At 30.2% G+C, this 24915-nt stretch carries 23 protein-coding genes; 9 read left to right on the top strand and 14 right to left on the bottom strand.

Annotation, left to right across the window (positions count from 1 at the left end):
* Positions 1-238 precede the first annotated feature (238 nt).
* Positions 239-958, bottom strand: coding sequence for a hypothetical protein (locus METIG_RS05645; RefSeq protein WP_013799266.1), 720 nt, complete (start codon positions 956-958; stop codon positions 239-241).
* Positions 959-1402: 444 nt separating this feature from the next.
* Between METIG_RS05645 and METIG_RS05640 the strand changes: the two genes are divergently transcribed.
* Both METIG_RS05640 and METIG_RS05635 read left to right on the top strand, forming a co-directional pair.
* Positions 1403-2098, top strand: a complete 696-nt coding sequence (locus METIG_RS05640; protein WP_013799265.1) for a metal-dependent hydrolase — start codon at positions 1403-1405, stop codon at positions 2096-2098.
* 256 nt (positions 2099-2354) lie between these two features.
* On the top strand, positions 2355-3167 hold the full coding sequence (locus METIG_RS05635) for a hypothetical protein (protein ID WP_013799264.1): 813 nt from the start codon (positions 2355-2357) through the stop codon (positions 3165-3167).
* Positions 3168-4933: 1766 nt separating this feature from the next.
* On the opposite strand, the gene METIG_RS05615 is transcribed toward METIG_RS05635, so the two are convergent.
* Positions 4934-5185 (bottom strand): hypothetical protein, encoded by a 252-nt coding sequence (locus tag METIG_RS05615; protein ID WP_013799260.1) that lies wholly within the window; start codon positions 5183-5185, stop codon positions 4934-4936.
* Positions 5186-5231: 46 nt separating this feature from the next.
* Positions 5232-6227 carry a tetratricopeptide repeat protein gene (locus tag METIG_RS05610; RefSeq protein WP_013799259.1) on the bottom strand — a complete coding sequence of 332 codons (996 nt, stop codon included), beginning with the start codon at positions 6225-6227 and terminating at the stop codon, positions 5232-5234.
* A gap of 273 nt (positions 6228-6500) precedes the next feature.
* Between METIG_RS05610 and argH the strand changes: the two genes are divergently transcribed.
* The 5 genes from argH to truD all read left to right on the top strand — a co-directional run bounded on the left by argH (position 6501) and on the right by truD (position 12179).
* On the top strand, positions 6501-7958 hold the full coding sequence (gene argH / locus METIG_RS05605) for an argininosuccinate lyase (protein ID WP_013799258.1): 1458 nt from the start codon (positions 6501-6503) through the stop codon (positions 7956-7958).
* Between the two features lie 365 nt (positions 7959-8323).
* Positions 8324-8815: a PUA domain-containing protein gene (locus METIG_RS05600; RefSeq protein ID WP_013799257.1), complete on the top strand. Its 492-nt coding sequence runs from the start codon at positions 8324-8326 to the stop codon at positions 8813-8815.
* Between the two features lie 512 nt (positions 8816-9327).
* Positions 9328-10125, top strand: a complete 798-nt coding sequence (locus METIG_RS05595; RefSeq protein WP_048055551.1) for a hypothetical protein — start codon at positions 9328-9330, stop codon at positions 10123-10125.
* Positions 10126-10246: 121 nt separating this feature from the next.
* On the top strand, positions 10247-10858 hold the full coding sequence (locus tag METIG_RS05590) for a ThiF family adenylyltransferase (protein ID WP_013799254.1): 612 nt from the start codon (positions 10247-10249) through the stop codon (positions 10856-10858).
* Positions 10859-10976: 118 nt separating this feature from the next.
* Positions 10977-12179, top strand: coding sequence for a tRNA pseudouridine(13) synthase TruD (gene truD, locus METIG_RS05585; protein WP_013799253.1), 1203 nt, complete (start codon positions 10977-10979; stop codon positions 12177-12179).
* 107 nt (positions 12180-12286) lie between these two features.
* Here the strand turns inward: truD and METIG_RS05580 are convergent, their stop codons facing one another.
* Together METIG_RS05580 and METIG_RS05575 are read right to left on the bottom strand one after the other, a co-directional pair.
* The gene (locus METIG_RS05580; RefSeq protein ID WP_013799252.1) at positions 12287-13078 is read right to left on the bottom strand and encodes a sulfide-dependent adenosine diphosphate thiazole synthase; all 792 of its coding nucleotides are present in this window, start codon (positions 13076-13078) and stop codon (positions 12287-12289) included.
* A 342-nt stretch (positions 13079-13420) separates the two neighbouring features.
* Positions 13421-14506: a radical SAM protein gene (locus METIG_RS05575; RefSeq protein WP_048055681.1), complete on the bottom strand. Its 1086-nt coding sequence runs from the start codon at positions 14504-14506 to the stop codon at positions 13421-13423.
* A gap of 728 nt (positions 14507-15234) precedes the next feature.
* On the opposite strand from METIG_RS05575, the gene METIG_RS05570 reads away from it, so the two are divergent.
* Positions 15235-16236 (top strand): sn-glycerol-1-phosphate dehydrogenase, encoded by a 1002-nt coding sequence (locus METIG_RS05570; RefSeq protein ID WP_013799250.1) that lies wholly within the window; start codon positions 15235-15237, stop codon positions 16234-16236.
* Here the strand turns inward: METIG_RS05570 and METIG_RS05565 are convergent.
* The 8 genes from METIG_RS05565 to METIG_RS05530 form a co-directional block, all read right to left on the bottom strand.
* The gene (locus METIG_RS05565) at positions 16229-16798 is read right to left on the bottom strand and encodes an acylphosphatase (protein ID WP_013799249.1); all 570 of its coding nucleotides are present in this window, start codon (positions 16796-16798) and stop codon (positions 16229-16231) included. The two genes, METIG_RS05570 and METIG_RS05565, sit on opposite strands and share 8 nt — an antisense overlap.
* 109 nt (positions 16799-16907) lie before the next feature.
* Positions 16908-17339, bottom strand: a complete 432-nt coding sequence (locus tag METIG_RS05560) for a hypothetical protein (protein ID WP_013799248.1) — start codon at positions 17337-17339, stop codon at positions 16908-16910.
* A 42-nt stretch (positions 17340-17381) separates the two neighbouring features.
* Entirely contained in the window at positions 17382-18620 is a 1239-nt protein-coding gene (locus tag METIG_RS05555) for an RNA-guided endonuclease TnpB family protein (protein WP_013799247.1), read from the bottom strand.
* 182 nt (positions 18621-18802) lie between these two features.
* A complete protein-coding gene (locus METIG_RS05550; RefSeq protein ID WP_013799246.1) occupies positions 18803-19072 on the bottom strand; it encodes a hypothetical protein in 270 nt (89 codons plus the stop codon).
* Positions 19073-19128: 56 nt separating this feature from the next.
* Positions 19129-20403 (bottom strand): glutamate-1-semialdehyde 2,1-aminomutase, encoded by a 1275-nt coding sequence (hemL, locus tag METIG_RS05545; RefSeq protein WP_013799245.1) that lies wholly within the window; start codon positions 20401-20403, stop codon positions 19129-19131.
* A gap of 449 nt (positions 20404-20852) precedes the next feature.
* Entirely contained in the window at positions 20853-21128 is a 276-nt protein-coding gene (locus METIG_RS05540) for an EMC6-like membrane protein (protein ID WP_048055679.1), read from the bottom strand.
* 11 nt (positions 21129-21139) lie between these two features.
* Positions 21140-21379, bottom strand: a complete 240-nt coding sequence (locus METIG_RS05535; RefSeq protein WP_048055678.1) for a hypothetical protein — start codon at positions 21377-21379, stop codon at positions 21140-21142.
* A 389-nt stretch (positions 21380-21768) separates the two neighbouring features.
* On the bottom strand, positions 21769-22692 hold the full coding sequence (locus METIG_RS05530; RefSeq protein WP_013799242.1) for a manganese-dependent inorganic pyrophosphatase: 924 nt from the start codon (positions 22690-22692) through the stop codon (positions 21769-21771).
* Positions 22693-23792: 1100 nt separating this feature from the next.
* Between METIG_RS05530 and METIG_RS05525 the strand changes: the two genes are divergently transcribed.
* Entirely contained in the window at positions 23793-24353 is a 561-nt protein-coding gene (locus tag METIG_RS05525) for an XTP/dITP diphosphatase (RefSeq protein WP_013799241.1), read from the top strand.
* On the opposite strand, the gene METIG_RS05520 is transcribed toward METIG_RS05525, so the two are convergent.
* Positions 24336-24911 (bottom strand): hypothetical protein, encoded by a 576-nt coding sequence (locus METIG_RS05520; RefSeq protein WP_013799240.1) that lies wholly within the window; start codon positions 24909-24911, stop codon positions 24336-24338. The genes METIG_RS05525 and METIG_RS05520 overlap by 18 nt on opposite strands.
* Positions 24912-24915 lie beyond the last annotated feature (4 nt).

Here is a 24915-nt window from a genome sequence, read left to right as displayed (position 1 = left end):
CTAATGTTTGGTGGGAATTATAGTAAATATCAATATCTCCTTTTATAATATTTTTAGTCTATTTAGTGCAATTAGATTTCTTTCTTTGTTTTTTCCATAATAACCATAATGCAACAATAAATAAAACTACAACTGTAAAAAGTATGCTATAATACCAATTTGACCCACAATAAAACATAACTCCAAATGTCCATCCCACATTACCACCTTATCAAAAAAATAGAAAATATTTAAATAATTAGTTATTAACATATTCCCAATCAGTATATGATATTCCCGTCCAAGAACTTGGCATGCATCTTGGATCTTCAACAGCATGTGTTCCAATTACTCTATAATACCCTGGTTTAATTACATAATAATTTGAAACAGCTTCAATATAACTTTTATAAGTTGCACTTGTACAAACGAATGCGACCATTTCCGAATCGCTATCGCTTATTTTCCTATTTAAAGTAGCACCAGCACTTATGTATGCCACATTAAAATATGGTGGAAGTACCACCCTAGTATCGGCACTATATTCTATTATAGGGAAATTTGGGGAAGGTGATATATCTGATTGACCTGCTAATAATAAAGGTGTAGGTGTCTTCAAATAAGTTGTTCTGTCATAACTATTTAACTGTATAGGCTTTAAATATAATTTTCCTCTTACTATTTTACTACTGCCTCCTTTTATTTCACTTTGAAATTTCATTTTTTGAAATATCTGTTTTTCAGTGCTTGATAGTGATTTCCAATATTCTGGAGCTATTGTTTTTAACACTTCGCCCCATGATGTGTCATTTTCATTTATCATTTTTTCAAGTTTTTCTATTCTCTCAGCATTCATTGGAATTTTTTTTCCATTTATCACAACTTCCAAGTTAGGGCTAACTTTAACTTTTGCATATACTGATGTAGTATATGATAGTGTAATTAAAAATCCCAACAATAAAAAAATAATTTTTTTCATATTTTCCCCTAAATATGTTTTTTAGTTTGAAATGCTCTAACATTCGGTTTATTTTATTCTAACATTTTTACTTTGACTGGATATAGTTGATTATTTCCCCCTCAACTTCCATATCTCACCCCCAAATTTTACAAAAATATCTTTATATTTCCTTATATTTAAATTTTATGATTGAGCATAATTTTTAAATCAGAGTATAATTATTATGATATTTTATAAATCGAAAGAATTAAGAATAGGAATATAAAATATTAAAAAATAAAAGATTAATTGACTTTTTCCATAAACTACAACTAAGAATTATAAAGATTCTTGTAACAACTTCATATTATATTATATTGATATATATTAATAATTAAAATATAAATCAATTATGTCTAAATGCATCTTAAAAATTATGTGGGGTTTAGATGAATATTTTCATAAATCTAAATTGTGATCAAAATGGATTGGAAGGGGCATACAATTTTGGGACTTGTATTTGGATTGCCTTTTATTTCTTCCCCAGAACAGATATTTTTGGTTTTGGCAGGGGCATTATATCCTGATTTAGACCACGATGTTAAGGAGGATATTGTTAAGAGGGGGATTTATATCTCGTTGGGGTTGGTTTTAATAAATATCTTAATTTATTACTTCAAAAAAGAATATTTTAATTTGGATTTGTTTATTTTGGCAGTTTCTGTTCTTTTAATCTATCTTATCCCATATTTTGCAAACCATAGGGGGATAACACATACATTTTGGGCGTTAATTTTTGTTTCAGTAATTTTGGGATTTTTGGCATTGAAATTAACAATATTTTCTCCAATATTGGCAGGAATTATTGTTTTGTTGATGGTTGTTAATGAGAAGTTGTTGGGGAAAATTTTGATTATTGCCTTGTTTGGATGGATTGTTTTTGATATTTTAAAGCCAAATCCATTGGTTAGTGGAAATTTCTCATATATCTTGCCTATTGCAGTAGGTTACTTATCCCATATTGTCGGTGATTCAACAACTCCTGCAGGAGTTAAGGCGTTTTATCCAATCTCCAACTATAAATTAAGAAAAAAAGAAGGATATGTTTTAATATTAGTTTGGTTTTTAATGGTTCTTTATATTTTGGAAAGATGCAATATTGTCTTTATTAATTTTTAAAATAATTTAATATTTTAAACTTTCTTATATTGTTGCTATCTTTTTACTTTATTTTACTAAAAATCCTAATCACTTAAAAACTTAATTTGAATACATTTCTATTTGATTTAAATCGTTATATATATAGTGGTTTTGCATTTATTTTGTTTATGAAAAATGTGGAAAATAAGAACTTTAAAAAAGTAAAGAATAGTTGGCGATGATGGACTATATGTCCTGAGCCAGTGGCAACCACAACTACAATAAAGGTGGCAAAATGAAACTATGTAGTAAAGGAATATTAAAAAGTTTCGCTGCTTTGGTAATATTAGGAATGGTAGGGGTAGTATTTGCTACGCCTGTTGCGATCTCGGAAAGTAATAAAGATATTACAGTTCAAAAGGTGAATATTAAAGTAGTAAAAAATACGCCAACAGACCAGATTGTAAAGGTAAATGGAAACCTCATAAAATACCATACAAATGGGAAAGTGAATATACTTGAAACAAAAAACAAAAATATTAAGAGTGAATATCTCATTAAAGTTACAAAAATAAAAGAAAACAAATATAGAGTAGATGTTTACAAAGATGGTAAATTAATAAAATCTGAGATAACAAATAACAATCCAATAAAAGTTAATTTGGTAGACATTCCAATTCCACGACCTCATGCATATATAGATATTCATTCAGATAAATATAATTATAATGTGGGTGAATTTGGAAAAGTCACTATAGATGTTAAAAATTCTCTTAATGGACTTATTTTGGGACATACTATTTATTATTTAAGAATTCCAGATGGTGTAAGATATTATTATATAGTTGACGGTCCACAACCAGATGCTGTTAGAACACTTAAAGAAGGAGATTATATTTTCGTACCATATCTTGGTATTGTAAAAGGCCCTTGTACACTACTTATATGGCAATCATTAGATTATTCTGATTACAAAAAGCGTATAGTTGTAAAAGTTAAATATTTAAATAAAGGTGTATTTATCTTTAAATCTGGAGATGCTATTAAAGGGGCCTTTTGGGGAATTGGGGATCAAGATTACGACTCATTTACTGTATATGCCTCATAAAATTTTAACTAACTATTTTTTTTAACATTTATAGAAATAATAAAAGTTGATATTTATGGTATCAGATAGATTCTTCAAAATTATGTGGTATCTGTTAGCATTTTGTATTATTTATTTAGTTATATATGGTATTATTGGTATTATAAGTAACAATATTATAGATGATGATTCTATATATAATTTTGTAGGGATATTTCAAGTATTTTTGATAATTTTTGGATATTTATCGGTAGGGTTGTGTATTGGGGGATTAATTTTGGTAGTTATTAGAACTATTTGGAATGGCGTTCTAAGAGAATATTTAAAAGATAAAACGTCTATTATCCAACTTCTTTTATTAGATTATCTAACAACAACATGGTTTATTTATATATTCATTTTGTGTTTAATTGTGTACTCAAAATTGAGAAATTTGGGAATTAGTATGTTAGTTTTTAGTGTGGGAATCTGGTTGTATCTTTATTGCTGGTATGTGTTTATGAATTATTTAGATAAAAAAGAATTAAGGTTATTTGTCCCACAAATCGTCGGATTACTATCAACTAGTATAATTATTTATAAATCAGAAAATTACGTTATTTCGGTATTAATATTGTTACTAACATCACTGTTTTGGTATTTTTGGAGAAAAATATAGTCGTGTGCGGAATTAATATACGGCAAAACCCAAAGGGTTTTGCCATTAATTTTTAAACTTATTTATACATTAATGAATTTCCAAATAACATTTATCCATCCTTTAAATTTTAAATAAGTCATAAATCTTTATGATTTTATCAGTAGCATATTTCCAATTTCTAACGCACACGACTATAATCACTATTAAAGTAATTATATAGATAGGATACTATAATGTTTAGGTGAAAAATAAAATTATATGGAAAATTACCAGTTCTAAAAGAACTCAAATAGTTCAGTCTTCCTTAAAATTTGAAATAAAGCATTAATCCTTAACGCTCATCTTCAAACATCATTACCTATAGATAACAAGTTTTACCATTGACAATTTTTTATATGCACCAGCCCGCAAAGCCACGATAACAGCACACTATTTATATAGGTAATCTTGAATGAACATGAGCGATTAAGTTTATAAAAGTGGATAAGCCGAAAGTTATAGCTCCAGCTAACATTAGAAAAATAAGTTTTAGATTGTTTGTTAGAATTAAAGTTAAAGGTGCTGAAGCTAATTTAAAATTAGGGGTATTTCCGACTTTTGAATTATTATTGCTATTAGTATTAATATTCAGCATTAAAGATGAAATAAATCCAAAGATAAATAAAAATATGGTTATCATATACAATACTTTCATATTTCCATCCACATCGTTTTTTATTGCAAGTTAAGTTAATCATTAAAGCTTATTTGTTTAGATTTTGCATGTCTAAGTGATATCTTTAATAAATAATTAAACAAGAACACAATTAGAATGCCAGAAAATAGGTAAAATATTCTATATAATTGACTTATATTTAGCCGTGTATATCCATATAACAAGGTAATTACTAAAATAAACTCAACAAATATTATGACAAATTTTTCTTTAGTACTAAATTTTTTTTCTAAATAATGGAAAGACTTTAAAAAACCAACTTTTTTATTTTGCCTATTTAAAATTATCCAATTAACAAACCATGGTACTATTAATGCGTATATTATTAAAAAAATGACAATAACCCAGCTATCCATCGTTCTCAACCCCATAGTGGTTTAGCAAAAAATAATATTATAAATAATAAAGAAAATTAGAATATATATTGGATATTTATAACGCGCCGGTTATTCCCCCTATTATTGCACCGACTGGTCCTGCTATAGAGCCAGCAGCTGCTCCCTCCTCTGCATACAATTCTGCCAATATTATTCCTGCACTTTCACCAGCATATTCTCCAGCTTTTGTTCCAATATAACCTCCAACAACACTTCCAGCTTCTCCAGCTAATTCTTTTCCTACATAGTATCCAACATTTCCCAAAACCACCGGCTCAGCTAATACAGCCCCCATCATGCAAAGCATAGCTATAGCAGTGAAACCTTTAAGTTGGTTTTAACTCCATAATCCTTTATATTGACTCAATAAAACTTTTTAAAACATAATAATCCAGAATATATTCCAAATCACAGTTTTTAGTTTCTTTATACGTTGGTTTTAAAGGTTTATTTAAAATATCTTTGTAAATTTCATTTAATTCAATTATCCATTCTTCTTTTTTAATAATCCTATCTTTTAAACTATTTGCAATATATTCAATTAAATTAAATTTATTTTTTTCTATTTCATATTCTTTCAAACATTCACCATAATGCCTCTTAAATAATTCCATATATTCAAGACACTTAGCATAATCTCCTTTTAATAAATAGGCTATAGATAATTTATCACTCATTGATTCTTCAAATCTTTCAATGATTTTTTCAATAATTTCTCTTGATATTTTGCATTTTTTTATTTTATTCTTAACTTCTTCATGTATTTTTAAAAATCTTTCCCAATTTAAAGCATACATAAAAAAATCCATCATACTATTAAAATAATCAATATTAAAATCAATAATGTTTTCTTTAATCAAATTTTCTAAATTATTTTCTCTTTTTATTCTCTCTATCTCTTCATCACCAAACAAAGAATTTAATACTTCTTTTAATATAGATTCTGGTTTAATATCTTTAATATCTTCATATATTCTCTCTGCACCTATATTCAAAAAACATTTAGCAATGTTATATTTTCCAATCTTTGTAAGTATTGAAGTAACAGTTATTAATTCCCCTGATAAACTATAATAGTCCTTACTTAACAAAATCCCCTCAATATGCCAGATGAATTTTTTAATTCCTTTTTGGATGTTATTATTTAAAATTTCTTTATATGCTTCTTCTCTAAGTTCATAAAAATCATATTTTGGGACATTTTCCCTAAAAATTTGATTTAGTAAGTTAAAATATTTCATTGCTTTATTATATTCCTTTTTATTGTAAAATTTACATCCATTACACCATGCTGAATATAGGGCATCTAACCAACCTTTATTTTTATCTTTAATATTTATGTAATTCATAGTACCACTTAAACAATATTATATAAATCATGAATGGTACTAAATTACTACATAAATATATCGATTTAACTTAAAAAATATAATAAGTATCCTAAAATTTTCAATAACTATGGAAAAGTAAAGTAATTTACATAAGTAGCTTAACTACTTTTAGAATTACGCTCACAAAAATAAGTATTAAATTTCAAATATTCATTAGAAAAGTAATTCTAACAAATCCACAAAAAATTTAAAATAAAAAATACAAAAATTTACAAAAAATTTGGTGATTTTATGAACATTCTAAGAAGAGGTAGGTTAGGAAACTCAGTAAAGAATGATGTGGCAAAATACACAACAAGTTTAGATTTCGATAGAGAAATTTTTGAGGCAGATATCTTATGTGATATTGCACACGTAATAATGCTAATGGAAAACAATATCATCTCAAAAGAAGATGCAAAAAAGATTATTGAAGGTTTGAAAGAGATTTATAAAAAAGGCATGGAAAATCTCAACTTAGACCCTTCATTGGATGACATACACATGGTTATTGAGAGTGAATTGATTAAAAAATTAGGTGAGGACGTTGCTGGAAGAATGCACACTGGTAGGAGTAGGAACGATGAAGTTGCAACTGACTTAAGGATGGCTTTGAGGGAAAAGGTTTTATTAATCTTAAAAATGCTTATAAACTTAGAGAAGGACCTCCTAAACATGGCAAAAGAGCATAAAGAAACGCTTATGGTCGGATACACCCATTTGCAACATGCACAGCCAACAACCTTTGCCCATCACTTGCTAAGCTATGTTTCAGCAATTGAGAGGGACATTTTAAGGTTGTTGGACACCTACAAAAGAATAAACATCTCCCCATTAGGTAGTGGGGCAATGGCAACTACTGGTTTTGATATAGATAGGGAAAGGACAAAGGAACTTTTGGGCTTCGATGGCATTATAGAAAATTCAATGGATGCTGTTTCTGCAAGGGATTTTATTGCTGAGACGATGGCAAATCTCTCTATATTGGGGACTAATTTATCAAAAATTTGTGAGGAGTTGATTCTATTCTCAACATACGAGTTTGGGATTGTTGAGATTGCAAACGAATACACATCAACATCCTCAATAATGCCACAAAAGAAGAACCCAGACGTTGCAGAGATTGCACGGGCAAAATTATCAACCTTAAATGGGAATTTAATTAGTGTTTTAACCATTTTGAAGGCATTGCCTAACACCTACAATAGAGACTTGCAAGAAATAAGTCCGCATTTGTGGAAAAGCGTTTATACAACAATAGACACGATAAAAATGATACATGGTATGTTAAAAACATTAAAAGTAAATGCAGATAGGATGAGAGAGTTAGCAAATGCTAATTATTCAACTGCAACAGAACTTGCCGATACTCTTGTTAGAGAATGCAATATTCCATTTAGAACTGCCCATGGTATTGTTGGGGAAGTTGTAAGGAGGGCGATTGAGGAAAAAAAGGATATGATTAAGGTTATTTATGAGGTTTTAGAAAAATACAACTTAAAAATTGATGAAGAAAAAATAAAGAAGGCATTAGATCCTTATGAGAATGTCAAAATGAGGGATGTTGTAGGAGGCCCTGCACCAAAAGAAGTTGAGAGGGCAATAAAGAGCTTTAAGGAAAGAATAAATAAATATGAAAAAGAAGTTGATGAGAAGATTGAGAAAATAAATAAAGTTAAAGAAAATCTTTTGTCTTATGAAATTGAGTAAATTTTAATCATTCAAATGGTGTCTTCTTAGCGACAATTATGTTCTAAAAATTTTTTGCGGCATACTTTATAATAAACTATTCCAGAAACTAACAATGCCATTACATAAAGTATAAAACCCACTATCGGTAAATTTTAAGGATCGCTCATGTTCATTCAAGATTACCTATATAAATAGTGTGCTGTTATCGTGGCTTTGCGGGCTGGTGCATATAAAAAATTGTCAATGGTAAAACTTGTTTGCCGTATAAGTAATGATATTTGAAGATGAGCGTTATTCTTTTAATTTTAATTTTTTAAATCACATTTATAAGACATTGGTATGTTTGGATTTTCGAGTTTTCTAATGTAATATGTGGTGAGGCGATGAAGTTTAGGGCATTAACAAAAAAGGAAATAGGGATAATTAAACATGAACTTAAAAGATTTGTGGATGAGGAATACCTAAAAACCTTCCCATTTGAGAATTTATACGCGTTGGTTGGTAATTGGGTTAATGTTGTGTATGCAACAAAAGAGGTTATCAAAAATTTAAAGAACTTTGAGAAGGTTTATAGTTTTGGCATAATATTTGGAGAGTTCTCAAGGAAAAATAAAAACAGATTTTTACTATCTTTGGAGGGAATGTCCCTAATCGCTGATGGAATTTGTAAAAACTACGCTATTGTGAATGAAAAAGGAGAAACAATGTTTTTGTACGGTAGGGATATCTTCAAATCATCAATCTTAGAAATTCATGGTAAAGGTAAAGTTGCTGTTTTTAACAAATATAGGGACTTTTTAGGCATTGGAAAGTATGATGGAAAAATGATTAAAAATATTAAGGATAAAGGATGGTATTTAAGGGAAGGAGGATAAATGACAAAACAAAGTTTTGCCACAAAAATTTTTCCAAATGATAATTATCCACTTATTAATGTCCGAGACTATATAGACTATATACTATTTATAGTTGTTTGCAGAATTTTTTGCACTTACTTAACCACAATAGATTTTTGAAATACAAATAAACTTTTACGTAAAATTTCAAATAAATGATATAATTAGACATTTAATTTCATTGATGGTTGTGACAATTTATAACGCAAACACTATATACTATCAATGCAAGATTTTATTTAGCTGACCTCCTCTCCGCCTAAAGGGCGGAGGTTCCCATGGGGAACACCCTCTCATCCTCGTCGCCGAGGCGTCATTGGGCAGGTTATGTTCATCAGGCTGGGTCAGGCAGCCTTCGAAGAATATAATAGCAAAATCCTTTGGACTTTGCCGTATAATTTATGAAATAACTTGTATATAAATCCATCGATACCAAATCCTCTCCGCTCTAAAAAGCGGAGCTTCCTTAGGGGCAAATAATGGTGAATGTTATGCATGCAAAAGAAATGGCGAGCAAAGTATTACAGGACATTTACAAAAATTTAGACGAGTATTGCAAAGATTTAATTAGAACAGATTTGGTGGACGTCGAATTTAAAGGATTTTACATGAGAACACTCGACAAAGAAAAAATATTCATTAGAGATTTGGAAGATTATGAACATTTACCAGATGTTGAAGTAGAGAACAGAAAGTACAAACTAAAAAGAGTTAATTTAAAGCATGTTGATGATGGATTAATGATTATCCACTTATCCTCAAGAAAGGCAAAAGAATATGAATTTGAAGTTGACAGTGCTTATGAAGTCGTATACCCAACAAGCGACGTAACTTATGAGCACAGAGAGAGAATTTTAAAATGGATGGAATTAGATGATGAGGATTTAGATAAATTAATCTCTGAATTTGATGCAAGGGTTGAGGATTTGTTGAGTGGCATTTTAGTAAACAGTAAAATAAAAAAGGAAGTTTTGGTCTATGTGGATGTATTTATGGATTTGGAAAAGATTAAAAATTACATAGAGAGCGATGAGGAAAGGATAATATTATGGCTTCATCCAATGTATTTATTTTCAGGAGATGAGGTTTTAAAGGGTATCATAACTTATGAATTATCAAGATATGACAAAAATCTATTGGAGATTTATTACAAAGATGTCATAGAATACTGCAAAGAATACAAAAAATTGTGCAACAAAAATTTAAAGGTATTAGAAAAAATAAAAAACATAGCTATTGAAAGAAACGACACCAAAAGCATAGAAATTATTAAAGAAATTCAAGAATAACATTTTTTAGACTAATAACTTTTGCCATATATTAAGTTAATCTTTAAAATATTGACGATTCTATTTTTTAGTTGTTTTTAATAATTAAATATATCCCATTTTTAATTTCATTGGTGAAAAAATGGACAACATAGCAGAATTAGAGAAAAAACTTACTCGAAAAGGAGAGGTCTCAATTGTTGGATGCGGTAGGTTGGGTGTTAGGGTAGCATTTGATTTGTTAGAAGTACATAGAGGAGGACCTAAGAAAGTATATCTCTTTGATAATGCAAAGATAGCAGAAAATGACATTGTCCACAGAAGGTTAGGAGGAAAAATTGGAGAATATAAGGTTAAGTTCGTTGAGAGGTTTTTTGGGGATAGGGTCGTGGGGATTACTGAGAATATCAACGAAGATAACTTACATTTACTAACTGGGGATGTTGTAATCATTTGCATTGCTGGAGGAGACACAATACCAACAACAAGGGCAATAATCGACTATGCAAAAAAACGCGGCATAAAAACTATTGGAACTAATGGGGTTTTTGGGATTGAAGAGAACATTAAGGTCTGCGATGCAAAGTATGCAAAAGGCCCAGCCCAATTTTTAAATTTAGATAAAGAGGGGCATATTGTTGTAGGTACTGGAAAGTTTATTAGAGATTTAGAACCAATAACTCCCTACACATTAGATGAGATAGCAAAAAAGATAGTTATTGAGTGTTTGAAGGTATTAAACAAAATTAAATAAAATCCAATTTTAATAAATTTTTTGTTATAATATTACTATTTTCTAATTTCTAATTTTACCAATATCTGCGTTCTTTTTTGAATAATTAAAAATTTTTTAAAATTTTTAAGGTGAGAATATGAAAATTAGGCAAAAACCAGAGGATTTTATTGTTGAAGAGATTATCGACCTGGGCAAAACAATCAACGAGAATGGAGAATACTACCTATACAAACTAACAAAAAGAAACATAGAAAACCTAAAAGCACTCTCCTACATTGCTAAAAAATTCAAAATTCCATTAAAAGAGATTGGATATTGCGGTTTAAAAGATAGACACGCTTTAACTACCCAATATATAACAATCCCAAAAAAATATGGAATTTTAAAGTTAGATGAAAAAAATTTAAAATTAGAGTATGTTGCTCCTTCAAATCCACTAAAAATTGGGGACTTGATTGGGAATAGATTTAATATTACAGTTAGGAGCATAAAATCAGAAGATTTTTTGAAGATTGCTGATAATATTCATGCGTTGGATTATGGTGTGCCAAATTACTTTGACAGCCAAAGGTTTGGGAGTGTCTTTGAAAGGAAATTCATAGCAAAGGAAATCATGCTTGGAAACTACGAGGAAGCATTGAAAATTTTACTCACAAAATACAAAAAAAGTGAGAAAAAGACAATAAAGGACTTAAAGAGATACATAGCAAAAAATTGGGGAGATTGGGAAAAATGTGCCAAATATATTGAAAAGAACGACATCAAAAGCCGGATGTTTGTAAATATCATAAATGCCCTAAACAAAGGTAAAAGTTACAAAGAAGTGTTTAAATACGTTGACGACAGGCTGAGAAAAATCTTTGTTTCCGCATATCAAAGTTACCTTTGGAATGAATGCATTAAGGAAGTTTTAAAGGATTATGTTAATGAAAAAGATAGATATTATTTGGAGTATGAGTGTGGAGATTTCATGTTCTATAAAGAATTGGATGAAGATAGTTTTAATGCATTAAAAGACGTAAAATTCCCAACAATTGCACCAGATGTTGAATATAAAGGGGAGGTTAAGGAAATTATTGACATAGTATTAGAAAATGAGGGAATTACATTTAAAGATTTAGAGAATATTGACTGTCTGGACTGCAAATTTGTATACAGTGAGAGAAAAATCTTATGCATTCCAAAAGATTTCAAAACAAGTGGATTTAAACCAGATGAATTAAACAACGGAAAATATAAGATTACTTTGGAATTTGAATTAAACAAAGGTAGTTATGCAACTATGATTATAAAGAGGGCATTCTTAGGAGTAAAAAAGAGTAGCAGAAGAAAAAGATAAAAGAAAGATAAAATAATTTAAAGAAATTCATTAAATCCTTATTTCATTTTTAATTAATTTTTCTTAATTACTCTTATTTTTTCTTTTTTTTTGATTTTTCAATCTATTTATTCATTATTTTTCAATTTTTCAACTATCATTTCAGCACATTTTTTTCCTGAGATGTACATTCCTCCGAAGATTGCTCCCATTCTGTGTCCTGCATAAACTGCATTTGCAGCCATTCCACAAACGAACAAGCCTGGATAAACTTCCCTCGTATTCCTTAACAAAGCATTCTCACCCTTCTCAGCCCACATTGACTTTTCCCCTGGAACCTCTAAGTTTAACTCTGGATTTTTCCTTGAGAGTGTTGTTACTACCGAAGCATCGTGCCCTGTAGCATCAACGACATACTTAGCAGTTATGGTTATTGGATCAATGTGCAAACCCGCTTTTTCTATCGCATAACTGTTGATAACAACTCCTGCAACCCTATTTTCTCTTAAAACTAAATCTTCAACGACTATTCCAGTCAACACTTTTGCTCCTGCATCTATAGCTCCAACTGCTAACTTAGCAGGAACTTCAACAGAATCTGCAGTATATAACCCATCCTCACCCTCAACCTTCTCCAACTTAACACCTACTTCTCTCAAAATCTCGTCCGCTGGCTCTTCAACAACAATGTACGGGAAACCCATACCTCCACCCCAAGTTCCGCCACCAAAAGCCAAATGCCTCTCCAAAACAACGACTTTATAACCCTCTTTTGCAATATACCTCGCCGCTGTTAAACCACTCGGCCCACCTCCAACAATAGCAACATCAACATCAATAATATCCAACCACATGTCAAACGCTGACTTTAAGATTGCCCTAGTTGTTGCATATTCATCAGCCCTCAACCTAACATCCATCTCTATCACCCAAATTATTTTATTCTTTAATTCTTTAATTTAATTATTTTATTTTTTATTTACTGATGATCTAAAGGTAATTGGGTATTTTGATATAAAAAATTATATAGTTATGCACATAGTCATGTATAGTTGTTTGCCTTACAGATGAATAAAGACTTCATTAAATTATAAGGGATAATTTAACCTTTATTTGGAATTTTACAATTGATTTATCGCCCTTTTTAAAAATTTGGTTGTATCTAAATCCGCGCAAGAAATTGGCAAACAACTATAATTTAATTATTAATTACTACATAACATCCAAAAAGAACAAAAATCCTTAAATTTCATCTCGTCCAACTAATGCATATGGCTATATTCAATGTCTGGGGTCTCTTTTGCTATCTTGTTTAGTGTTTTCCTTACATAGAATTCAACTTTTTTGTTTATCTCATCTTGTAAATTATTTATCTTCTCAAGGTTTTCCTCACTTATCTCTATATCTTCATCCTTATATGGAGAGTTCTTTAACTTTTTCTTACCCATTAAAGCTTCCACATCTGAAAATGTTCCAAGTAACTCTCTTCCAGTGGATAAAATTTCTTTTTCTACTGTTTTCCCTTCCTTTTTTCCAAACATACTAAAGAGTGGGAATTTTGTTATTGTGTTTGAACCACTCATTATTAAAGGCCCTATGTTGGTTAGTTTATCCACCCATGTTCCAGTTATTATCTTTATTTTTGGGAAATTTAACCTAACTGACGAAACCCAATTCATATACTCAAGAGTCGTTATTGACGTTTTATTTTCAAATATGGTTCCTTTTTGAGGGTTTAAAGAATAAAATGTTATTCTATCAAGTTCAAGTTCTTCTATTAAATTTAAAAGTTTTTCAATATCCTCTTCCTTCTCTCCCAAACCTAAGATTATTGTGATTCCTGTTTTTAATCCAAGGTCTTTTGCTTTCAAAAGCATATCCTTTATTTTTTCAATTGGTTTATCTGGACATAGGTAATCATGAAGTTCCTCATTAACCGTCTCCACTGCCCCAACAACACCTTCAATAACATCCAAATTAAGGTTATCAAAATCCACAAGTCCAACATTCAGGTATTGCCTTGATTTTTGCACATAGGCAACCATTTCAACAATATCATTAATTTCCTTGCTTGTATATCCATATCCTCCAGAGATAAACTCTAACTTCCACCCTATTCTCTTCATTAAAATTGCCTCTGCCAAAATTGTCTCCAATCTCCTCCTTGCCTTTAAAGGGTCTTTTATCTTATTTTTTTGCGTTGACATATAACAGAACTTACAAGGGTTTTTTAGGTTGCAGTACCACCCTAAAAATAATGCTCTCTCAAGTGAAGTGTAATTTCCATGGTGCTTCGTTGTTAATTTAAATGCTTTTATTGCATTTTCCAAAATTTCTTCAGAATTTATTTTCATTACCATCACCAATCCACAATATACTAAGAAAGAATTAAGCATATTGATATTTAAGGTTTTAGCAACAATTATAGTTGTATGTAAAATTTTTAATACCTACGTAATCATAATAAATTTTTAAATACCATAAATTACACAACAACGCAGATATTATAGTTGCTTTCTTTATAAATTAAATGAAAACCCAGTTTTCATTATAGTTGTTCGCGGAATTATACGGTAAAACTTTGTTTTGCCATTAATTTGGTTTATTCATCCTTAATTTATTTAAATGAATACATCCAATTATAGTCGTGTGCGTTAGAAATATTTGGCAAAACCCTTTGGGTTTTGCCGTATAATTTGGAAATATGCTATTGACAAATTCTTAAAGATTTATACCTTATTTCAATTTTTTGGCAAAACCTAAAAGGTTTTGCCGTATATTTTAAGGAAGAATAAAGGTTATTTAAAAATTCATTAATGCATAAATAAGTTTAAAAAATTCGCACACGACTATATTAACGCAAACAACTATACTCGAACCTTCGGTTCGATAACCACATCATCAATGAAATTAAAGGGATGAATTAAGCTTATTTAAAATTTCGCTTAATTTATAATCCTCCAAAAATTTCTTACGTCAAAATAAGTTCAAAATCGCCATAATTATGCACAACTACCAAAAAACAAATAAAATATTTCTTACCAATATTCAAACAAAAAACACACAAAGGGAAAAAATGATTGTCATTCCAAGGTATATACTAATTAAAGAAAATGCTATATACCAAACCACGGACATCTTAAAAAAATTAAATCTAAAAAATCCCCTTGTCATAACTGGAAAAAACACAAAAAAATACTGCAAATTTGATTTTGACATACAATATTATGATGAGATTGATATAGATGAATTTGAAGTTAGTAAATACTACAAATATGACTCCATTATTGGTTTAGGTGGGGGGAGAGCAATAGATACTGGAAAACTAATTGCATACAAATTGGGAATTCCTTTTTTGAGCATCCCTACGACCGCATCAAATGATGGCATTGCATCTCCGATTGTTTCTATAAGACAGCCATCATTTATGACAGAGGCACCAATAGCAATTATTGCAGACATTAACATTATAAAAAAATCTCCAAAGAGGTTGCTAAGTGCGGGAATGGGGGATATTGTATCAAATATCACCGCTGTCTTAGATTGGAAACTTGCCCACAGAGAAATTGGGGAAGAGTACAGTGAGAGCTCAGCAATCTTTTCAAAGACAATTGCAAAGGAATTGATTGATTATGTTCTAAATTCTAATTTGGAGGAATATCCAAAAAAATTGGTGAAATCCCTCATAGCGAGTGGCATAACCATTTCCATTGCCCATTCATCAAGACCTGCTTCTGGAAGCGAGCATTTATTTTCCCATGCATTGGACCATTTAAAGAAGGAGTATGACTTAAAAATAAATTCTCTGCATGGAGAACAATGCGGAATTGGGACTATAATGATGTCCTATTTGCATGAGTTAGAAAATGAGAAATTAAAAGGTTTGTCTGAAAAAATCAAATTATCATTAAAAAAGGTAAATGCCCCAACAACTGCAAAGGAACTGGAAATTGATGAGGACTTGATTATAGAAGCATTAACCATTGCCCACAAAATAAGGAATAGATATACAATTTTAAGGCATGGGATTAGCAAAGAGAAAGCAAAAGAAATTGCAGAAAAGACAGAAGTTATTTAAGAATTTTTTCTAAAATTTCAACCATTTTATTTAATGTTTCTCTCACTTCATCGTGTCCTTTTTTGAGTTCAGTTAAAATTTCTGTTTGCTTATCCATTTTGGCATTTAATTTTTCCAATATTTCTGTCTGTTTATCCATTTTGACGTTCAATTTTTCCAAAATTTCTGTTTGCTTATCAACTTTGACATTTAATTCTTCCAAAGAACCAAAGATTAATTTAATGTATTTGACACCCTCATCTAACTTTTTATTTAACTCTAACAAATCATCTGCAGAAATTCTGTTAATACCCTCTGGAAACTCAATGAATGCATTTAATTCTTTTTCTTCAATCTTATCTATTTTTATAAGATTATCTTTTTTCTCTAACATTTTTATGCTTTTTTTAAAAAATTCTTTAATATCTTCATCTTCAAAATTTGCTAAAATCCTAACAGTTCCATCTTTAAAGTTATAAACAATTCCATCTATGCCCAATCCTTTACCTATGTTTTCAATTCTATCCCTGAATCCAACATGCTGCACCTTACCATAAATAATGAGTTCATAAGTAGTAGACATAATTTCACCAAAAAACAATATTGAAATTTTGTTATAAATAATTTTTTACATCCATAATAAAAATAAACATACTCAAAAATTAAATATCGAATATTTCAAACATCATAACTTAATTACCTAAAATCTCCTCAATTCTCTTCCTCAACTCATAATTACCAACTTTCCTCGCCATTTTTAAAATTGAATCAACTTCTTCCTCGAAATTCGTCAAAATCCCCTCTTCAATTCTATGGACTTTTAAACTTATCAAAAATAATGCCTCATAGTCAATTGATGATTTAAACTCCTTCCTTTCAATAAATTCCTTAATTAACTCTAACATATTGATTAATTTGTTTATTCTATTTATCTGTTTTTCTGAGAGTTTTCTTCTTCTCCTTCCTTTTAATTTTAATTCAATCTCATTCTTTATCTCATAACCACAAACTTTCAATGCAATTTTTGATATGCTCCTAACTTCGCTATCAAAATCCATCATTATTTCTTCATCCAGCCTCAAAATTTTTAGGTTTATAAGATTTAAAGCATCCCTATCCTCCATTGATTTATATGGGGTTCTCCCAACGTAGTCAAATATGGACAATTATATACATTTAAGATATTTGCCATTTAAATCCACATAATAAACTACGTTGGGATTGGGCGTCATCAGTCTCTTAGCAGAGACCTCTGCCCCTGTCGTGGTAACCCCAGAGCCACCCATAAACCTTTTGATTACATTCAAACCTCGTTTAAAAATATTAAAACAGCCAACTACTTGGCGATTAAAAGAGTTTGAACAATTATAGCAAACGACCTGCCCTTCTTGGGACTCCATTCTACTCCCGCATATAGGACAGGTCGTTGAAGTGTAGGCAGGATTAACTAAGATAATAATCGCCTTATAACTTATTTTTTCGATTATTCCATTCCAATTCGCTCTATCTATTCTTCTATTGAAGTGTTTATTTTTATACATCTTTCTCTTATTCAAATCCTCGAAGACAAAAATTGCATCCGGAAATAGTCGAGATAATTGTGTTGTAAGTTTGTGTAAAAAGTCCTTAACCCTATTTCTCCTTCTTTCGAATAACCTATTTATCTTTCTCAAAACTCTTAAAGGACATTTTTTGAGCAGTTTTTTAAGGAAATCGATTTTCCTATCATAAACTTCTTTAAGTCGGTGTAATTCGGTTAAATCTATCCTTATCCAACCCTCTATCGGATGAAATAAATCGAGGGATTTTAGATTGCTATCTACTCCAACGATTATATCTTTGTCTGAATAGTTTAGATTATCTTTGAAGGTTAAAAACGCTTCATTTTCCTTTAAAATAATTTCTCCAATTGTTAAGTTCTTAACCTTATCGAAGAACCATTCATTTTTGATGTTTAAGGTTAAATACTCTTTTCTTGGTTTTATCGTTATTCTTATCTCCGCTCTTTCTTTGTCGTATTTTATTAGAGTTGTTTTAACTCTAACGAATAACCTCTCTACTACCGGTTTTGTTTTAGTTCTATAACCTCTTTTGTAGTTCGAAGCCCAACTTTGTAAGATGGAATAGGAGGTTTTTATAATCCCATCGATGTAGTGAGAGGCATAACTCCAATTTTCTAAGAGTTTGTTTCTTAGGTTTCTTTTGAATTCGTTTGATTTTGGCAATTTTGGTTTATCTTTTTTAGTGTATTCTATGTTATTCCAAATCATGTCTATGCATTCGTTTAACTTATCTTTACATTCGATTAAGAACGTTTTAAGTGGATAGTTATGGCTAACTTTGTAAGATAGAACGACTTGATAGGATAATTCCTGAGTCTCTTTTGGTTTTGTCTTATTGGGCATAGTAATCGTTGTTTGTTTTTTTAGTAAGATTATGGTATTATCAAATATTTAAAAATTTCTTCAATATTTACTCACAAATGTTCATAAATGTCCATGTATAATTAAACAGTTTCAAACGGCTTTTTTTCAATATATTGCTTTAAAAATTCCAATGTCTCTATTAATTCTTTTATTTTCCTCTTTTAAGATTTAGTTAATCTTTTTAGCTTCTCTCCAACTAAAAATAACTCAATCTCTCTCTTCATTTCATAACTACCAATCCTCTTCGCAATCTCTAAAATTTTGTTTGCAATTGGTAATAAATCCTCATCTAAAACCTTCCCGCTCTCTAAAAATTTTAAAGTTAAGATTATGTTGGTTTTTTCATCACTTCCCTCCGCTGCATAAGGCCTAAGCATTTCTAAAATATTTATAAATTCTTCAATTATTTTTCTCCTTTCTGATTCATCCATCAAAATCCCCAAAAAATTAAATAATTATTCTAAAATTTCTAAAAATATGTTCTAAATTATTCCAAATTCTTAAATGCCTCTTCAATTGCATTCATAGTTTTCTCTACAACTTCATCATTGTGCTTTATTGAGGTAAAGCAGCATTCAAATTGAGAAGGTGGGACAAAAACACCATTCTCCAACAAGTTCCAGAAGTATTTCATAAACCTTTCAGTATCGCTTTGCTTTGCTATCTCATAATTTAAAACTTCTTTATCATTGAAGTAAATTTGGAACATTGAAGCAATGTTATAAACTTTTGCTGGGATATTATATCTCTCACTAACTTCCCTCAAACAATTTGCAAGTTTTTCTGCTGTTTTTGTTGTTTCTTTATAAAACTTGTCATCTAACTGTTTTAGCGTTTCAATTCCAGCGGTTATTGATACTGGATTTCCATTAAATGTTCCTGCCTGGTATATCGGGCCGCTTGGGGACATTTGCTCCATAATCTCCTTTTTACCAACAATTGCACCAATTGGGAACCCTCCTCCCAATATCTTACCAAGTGTTGCCAAGTCAGGAATAACTCCATAGTATTCCTGAGCTCCACCTTTTGCCAATCTAAATCCGGTTATTACCTCATCGAATATTAAAATTATGCCATTTTCCTCAGTTATTTCCCTCAAAAATTTCAAATAACCTTCTTTTGGCAATATACATCCAACATTACCCATAACTGGCTCAACTATTAAACATGCAATCTCGTCTTTATTATCTTTTATTACCTTTTCTATTGCCTCTTCATCATTGAAAGGCACTAAGATAGTGTTTTTTGTTGTCTCTTCTGGAATCCCCGGGGAGTTTGGTGTTCCATGAGTTAATGCCCCACTTCCACTTTTAACCAAAACATAGTCATGTGCTCCATGATAAGCCCCATCAAATTTAATAATCTTCTTCCTTCCAGTAACTCCTCTCGCCAATCTTATCGCTGACATTGTTGCCTCTGTTCCAGAGTTAACAAACCTAACCATTTCAGCGCATGGAACTCTATTTATAACTTCCTTTGCTAAGATTATCTCTTTCTCTGTTGGGCATCCGTAGGCAGTTCCCAACTCAAGTTGTTCTTTTACAGCATTTATTATTGCCTCATTTGCATGCCCCAAAACCATTGGCCCATAAGCAAGGCAATAATCAATATACTTATTCCCATCAACATCAAACAAATAGCAGTCTTTCGCTTTTTGAACAAAGAATGGATATGGCTTAAAGTATCTCACTGGGCTGTTAACCCCTTTAACAAGATATTTTTGTGCCTCTTCAAATAATGCCTTTGATTTTTCGAGTTTCATAATGTATCCCTCCAATTTATAGTTGTGTGTGGAATAGTTGAATAATCTATGATTATTCAACTTCCCTGCAACCGAAGGTTGCAGTGGATCTTTAAACTTATTTATACATTAATGAATTTCAAATGGTAATTATAGTTGTTTGCCAATTTTATACGGCAAAACTTTGTTTTGCCATTAACATTCCAAATAAAGGTTAGTCATCCCCTATAATTTAATGGAGATTTCGTTCATTAGTAAGGCAAACAACTATATTCTTCCTTAAAATTTGGAATGGCTTACAACCATTAAAAATTCACCAACAACATATTCCCAAACTCTAACGCACACAACTATAACCAACTACCAATTGTCCAAATATTAATGGTAAAACAAGGTTTTGCCGTATATTTTGATTTTTCGAATTTCATATACTTTATTCAACTCTAAATTCCGAAACTCAATTTTATTATTTAAATTACCCCATTGAACTTCAACACCCAAAATACAACCCAAACAAAGAAAAACGGAACTACCCCACTTCCAAACCATTGTTTTTGGTTCATACTCTCTCTACCAAATATCATAGCAGTTATATGTCCAGTTATCAATAGTGCAACAATCATGAAAACAAATGCCGCTATTCCACTGAGTGAGCCCAACCCTACAGTATATACATAATTGGTCAAATACCCTGCAATTGCCCCACCTATGGCATGGATTATACCAACTTTTCCTTCCAAATCAATCATCATAACACCTATTCCTTTGTTAAGTCCTCAATAATGTATAAGATTATTTTCTCCTTTGGTCTTTTTGAATCACTAAAAGAATAATCAACTACAACCTCAACATCATCATTTGCATAAAACTCTCTACTATTTAAAAGTTTATCCCCAACCTCCAACAAAAATGCAAACTTTCTTTTTGTTTTTAATGAACCTTTGTCTATGGTTATTTCTTCTTTTTTATACTTTGGTTTTATTATAGAATAGTGCATAATATCATCCTCAACAACATCAAACTCTCCAAAAACCTCTTTATTATTCAAAAGATGCTTATCCTTTGTTATAAGGTTTCATTTTTATTTATTGCAATTGATGAGACAAGAACGTCAATTGTAGGTATTGATTTCTCAATTTTAAGACGTTCATTTGAAAGTTTTATACTCAAAGAATACCTTCTTTTGAAGGATATATATACCTTTAGTCAGTGTTAATGCCTTTGGGAACTCAATAATATTAAAATTGCATCATGTGAATGCACATATTTATGTGTTTTTATCTAATCAATAATTCAATAATTAATTTATAAATTTAAAATTTATAAATTTAAAAAAGTTTGAAGTTAGACAAAAAATTTAGAATAATTGCCAAAAATAAAACAAAATTATTCATTATACGCCTTCTCCAATGGTGGAACAACTTGTTTCTTCCTTGACATTACTCCCTCTAAGAATACGCTATTTCCTTCAACTTTGACATTAAATGCCTTCTCAAATACCTCCTTATTACCTACAACCAATGCCTCACTACCCTCTTTCATGATGTCTGTTATCAAGAATACAATTAAATCATAGCCCTCATTCTTCAACTTCTCCTCCAACAACTTGTATATTTCCTCTTTCTTATCCTCAACCTCACTTACGTCAATAACCTCAACTTGCCCAATTCCAACTTTTTTGCCATTGAACTCAAAGTCCTTGTAGTCCATTGTTATTATCTCTTCTGGTTTCATTTTTCCTACTACTGACTTTGCCTTTAAAATTTCCATTCCAAATGCATTAATATCCTCTATATTTGCAATCTCTGCCAATTTTTTTGCCATTTCTTTGTCTAAGTCAGTTGTTGTTGGTGATTTGAACAAGACAGTATCTGATATTATCGCAGAAAGTAAAAGTCCTGCCAAATCTGGGGTTAATTCTTTATTCTTTCCTCCAATTAAATCCATGGCATTTTTGAAGTAGAGTTCTGCTATAACTGTTGCTGTGCTTCCAACTGGTTTCGCGTAGTATAAAATTGGCTCTGATGTTGTAATCCCTATTTTGTGGTGGTCAACAATTCCCACTAATTTCCCCTTCTCTAAATCATCTAAACTTTGGGATTTTTCTGAATGATCAACCAATATAATCTCCTTACCCTCTGCAGATGTAATGAGTTCTGGTTCCATCACTCCAAATTTCCTCAATACAAATTCTGTTTCTGGGTTGAGGTCCCCTTGTCTTGCTGGATATGCATCTAAGAAATGTGCCAAGACAATTGCTGAGCAAATGCTATCAGTATCTGGGTTTTTGTGTCCTACAACATAGAGCATCCTATCACCTTTTTTTATTTTTTTCCTTTGTATAACTCTAATTGTTAAAATGTATTTTCTAAATTTAAATTATTATTTTTTGATTTTAATAATTTAGCGTTCTTAACATTTTAGTTGTTTGCGTTAGAAATTGGAAAAATAATCTAATAAATTATAGGGTTATAACTTATTTTTAACTTATTTTTTTAAATTTATAGCATGATTGCAATCCTAAAATTTGAAGCACATATATATAGTTGTGTGCGTTAGAAGTTGAACATATATGCAATAAATTTTATAAGCATTAAACCATTAATTTCAAAATTTAAAAGGAGAATAATAACAACTTAAAATTTTTACAAGTTTATAAATAAGCATGAAAAATTCCACACACAACTATAATTCCAATAAAATTCGCAAACAACTATTATAGTTGTGTGCGTTTAAAAGTGGTTATTACCTTAAATAAAATTTTAGTTTTGTGGCAAACTCTTATGTTTAAATTATAGTTGTTTGCCAATTTTTTGCACGGATTTAGATGCAACCAAATTATACGGCAAAACTTTGTTTTGCCATTTATTTTTTAAAAGAACAATAAATCAACCATAAAATTCCAAATAAAGGTTAATTATCCCTTATAATTTAATGGAGATTTCGTTCATTAGTAAGGCAAACAACTATAGTTATGGTTTAAACAACCATTAAAAAATTCGCACACAACTATATATATCTCAATGTCTATATATTATATTGCCCTCAATAAAACCGACCCACATGGAGCACATCCCTATTGGGTTGCGATGATAGCGGGTTCGATATTGAGGGCACAACTATTTTTAAGCAAACCCTTCGGGCGCGTCGTGGGAGAGGGAAACCTCCCAATGAAGATGACCACGATACAGCAAGGGTTTGCACATTTTAAACCCCCTGATGGGTTAGCCCCTCGACAGGGCAAAGCCCACGGATGAAAAGGGGTGTTAAATCAGGGGGACAGTTCAATGTCAATAATATTAATGTTTATTTTTGCATCATTTATTAGTTTATCTAAATCTATAAATTAAAAGAATAAAAATAAAATTCAAAATAAAAATATAAAACCCATCAAAAAATTTGGTGATGCAATGAAAATCATATACTTTGCAACGGGAAACCCAAACAAAGTTAAAGAGGCAAATGTCATTTTGAAGGATTTAGAAGATATAAAAATTGAGCAGATAAAAATGCCTTATCCAGAACTTCAAGGAACTTTGGAAGAAGTTGCAGAATTTGGGGCAAAATATGTCTATGAAAAAATAAAAAAGCCCGTTATTGTTGAAGATAGTGGATTTTTTGTTGAAGCATTGAACGGCTTCCCTGGAACTTATTCAAAATATGTCCAAGAGACAATAGGAAACGAAGGTATTTTAAAACTTTTAGAGAATAAAGAAAATAGAAACGCCTATTTTAAGACAGTTATTGGATATTGTGATGAGAATGGTGTTAAATTATTTATTGGAGTTGTTAAAGGAAAAGTTGCAGAAGAAATAAGGAGTAAGGGTTATGGTTTTGCTTATGACTCAATTTTTATTCCAGAAGGTGAAGATAGGACTTTTGCAGAGATGACAACAGAAGAAAAAAGCCAAATTTCACATAGAAAGAGAGCATTTGAGGAGTTTAAGAAGTTTTTATTGGACAGGATTTAAATAATTTTTAATGATTTCTTCAACTTTTCCATCATCTTTTAAATAAATATTAAAAAACAATTTTGATTTTGGAATTAAAATAACATATTTTGTCTTATTTTTAGATTTTACTTTGTATCCTTTAAAAAATTTCCAAGGTAAAACAAGATAGTAATTTAAAAATGGTTTTAAAATGTTGAATCTTTTAATATATATAGCGATTCCTTCTTTATAAATCTCAACAGTCCCAGAGGTTGGATTGAGTTTGTCATAAATAATGGCAATAGACAAAAATATAAGCGAAAATGTTAATATTTCGTCATCTGGATGATTTATATTTATTAAAATATAAAGTCCAAAAAATAAAGTAATTATATTTACCATTAATATAAAAATCCATCTACTCCTATTCATTCCAATCTTCGTTGAGGTAATGTAATGCCATTCTCCCTTTGCTTTTTTGTATTTTTTATATAACAAATAATCTAAAATGCCATAAGGATTAAAAACAATCATTAAAACAATCAAATAAGGAAATAAAAACAAAATTATTATAAATAAAATCAATCCAATGTCCATAATC

Origin of the sequence: Methanotorris igneus Kol 5 (genome assembly GCF_000214415.1) — an archaeon.
In the GTDB taxonomy this organism is placed as follows: domain Archaea; phylum AGJL01; class Methanococci; order Methanococcales; family Methanococcaceae; genus Methanotorris; species Methanotorris igneus.
The sequence above is the reverse complement of the archived record's forward strand: the minus strand, read 5'-3'. Positions and strand labels throughout refer to the sequence as shown.

What these genes read in the sequence shown, in the direction of transcription:
- METIG_RS05535 (WP_048055678.1), bottom strand. Translation starts at nt 21,379, where the DNA reads ATGCACTATTCTATAATAAAACCAAAGTATAAAAAAGAAGAAATAACC.
- METIG_RS05525 (WP_013799241.1), top strand. Translation starts at nt 23,793, where the DNA reads ATGAAAATCATATACTTTGCAACGGGAAACCCAAACAAAGTTAAAGAG.
- argH (WP_013799258.1), top strand. Translation starts at nt 6,501, where the DNA reads ATGAACATTCTAAGAAGAGGTAGGTTAGGAAACTCAGTAAAGAATGAT.
- METIG_RS05645 (WP_013799266.1), bottom strand. Translation starts at nt 958, where the DNA reads ATGAAAAAAATTATTTTTTTATTGTTGGGATTTTTAATTACACTATCA.
- METIG_RS05590 (WP_013799254.1), top strand. Translation starts at nt 10,247, where the DNA reads ATGGACAACATAGCAGAATTAGAGAAAAAACTTACTCGAAAAGGAGAG.
- METIG_RS05600 (WP_013799257.1), top strand. Translation starts at nt 8,324, where the DNA reads ATGAAGTTTAGGGCATTAACAAAAAAGGAAATAGGGATAATTAAACAT.
- METIG_RS05615 (WP_013799260.1), bottom strand. Translation starts at nt 5,185, where the DNA reads ATGCTTTGCATGATGGGGGCTGTATTAGCTGAGCCGGTGGTTTTGGGA.
- METIG_RS05580 (WP_013799252.1), bottom strand. Translation starts at nt 13,078, where the DNA reads ATGGATGTTAGGTTGAGGGCTGATGAATATGCAACAACTAGGGCAATC.
- METIG_RS05555 (WP_013799247.1), bottom strand. Translation starts at nt 18,620, where the DNA reads ATGCCCAATAAGACAAAACCAAAAGAGACTCAGGAATTATCCTATCAA.
- METIG_RS05560 (WP_013799248.1), bottom strand. Translation starts at nt 17,339, where the DNA reads ATGGAGGATAGGGATGCTTTAAATCTTATAAACCTAAAAATTTTGAGG.
- METIG_RS05635 (WP_013799264.1), top strand. Translation starts at nt 2,355, where the DNA reads ATGAAACTATGTAGTAAAGGAATATTAAAAAGTTTCGCTGCTTTGGTA.
- hemL (WP_013799245.1), bottom strand. Translation starts at nt 20,403, where the DNA reads ATGAAACTCGAAAAATCAAAGGCATTATTTGAAGAGGCACAAAAATAT.
- METIG_RS05520 (WP_013799240.1), bottom strand. Translation starts at nt 24,911, where the DNA reads ATGGACATTGGATTGATTTTATTTATAATAATTTTGTTTTTATTTCCT.
- METIG_RS05550 (WP_013799246.1), bottom strand. Translation starts at nt 19,072, where the DNA reads ATGGATGAATCAGAAAGGAGAAAAATAATTGAAGAATTTATAAATATT.
- METIG_RS05595 (WP_048055551.1), top strand. Translation starts at nt 9,328, where the DNA reads ATGCATGCAAAAGAAATGGCGAGCAAAGTATTACAGGACATTTACAAA.
- truD (WP_013799253.1), top strand. Translation starts at nt 10,977, where the DNA reads ATGAAAATTAGGCAAAAACCAGAGGATTTTATTGTTGAAGAGATTATC.
- METIG_RS05640 (WP_013799265.1), top strand. Translation starts at nt 1,403, where the DNA reads ATGGATTGGAAGGGGCATACAATTTTGGGACTTGTATTTGGATTGCCT.
- METIG_RS05610 (WP_013799259.1), bottom strand. Translation starts at nt 6,227, where the DNA reads ATGAATTACATAAATATTAAAGATAAAAATAAAGGTTGGTTAGATGCC.
- METIG_RS05570 (WP_013799250.1), top strand. Translation starts at nt 15,235, where the DNA reads ATGATTGTCATTCCAAGGTATATACTAATTAAAGAAAATGCTATATAC.
- METIG_RS05565 (WP_013799249.1), bottom strand. Translation starts at nt 16,798, where the DNA reads ATGTCTACTACTTATGAACTCATTATTTATGGTAAGGTGCAGCATGTT.
- METIG_RS05530 (WP_013799242.1), bottom strand. Translation starts at nt 22,692, where the DNA reads ATGCTCTATGTTGTAGGACACAAAAACCCAGATACTGATAGCATTTGC.